Origin of the sequence: Lysinibacillus sp. CNPSo 3705 (genome assembly GCF_028674935.1) — a bacterium.
Lineage (GTDB): Bacteria > Bacillota > Bacilli > Bacillales_A > Planococcaceae > Lysinibacillus.
Genome location: NZ_JAQZSD010000197.1, coordinates 1 through 460, shown reverse-complemented (window position 1 = coordinate 460; position 460 = coordinate 1). Strand labels below are relative to the sequence as shown.

The 460-nt window shown below is 35.9% G+C and carries 1 pseudogene; it reads right to left on the bottom strand.

Annotation, left to right across the window (positions count from 1 at the left end):
• A pseudogene (locus PVA17_RS25320) lies at window positions 1–460 on the bottom strand (transposase); the annotation flags it as partial.

Below are 460 nucleotides of genomic sequence, written 5' to 3'. Positions count from 1 at the left end.
TATTTTGAAATGCCTCTTGTTCGGCATGTGTATCTGACTTAATTGTGACAGAATATGTTTTACTTTTTGCACCTTCTTTATAACAGCCCTCTCTCATTGAACATACTTTGCATTTTTCAATGTCAAAATAATAGGTCTGACTTTTACTCGTTCCTTTTTTACCCGTACGTGCTTTTCTTGTCGCGAGATGGCCGGCCTTACAAACAAACATTCCAGCATCTTTATTAATTCAAACTTGTCTTCTTCTTTTCGTGGTCCTTGTGTAGGAATAGGATTCAACTTTGCCACAAGCGCGATTTTCTCTTCTTTAGTATATTCGATATTTGCCTTTTCAGAGTAAGCTGCGTCTCCAATAACCGTATTAATTTTCATACCTGCTTTTGTGCTTTTTTCAATTAACTCTTGAAGATATTTTCCATCGCTTTTTTCACCTGTTGTAATGACAGCTGCTGTAATAATT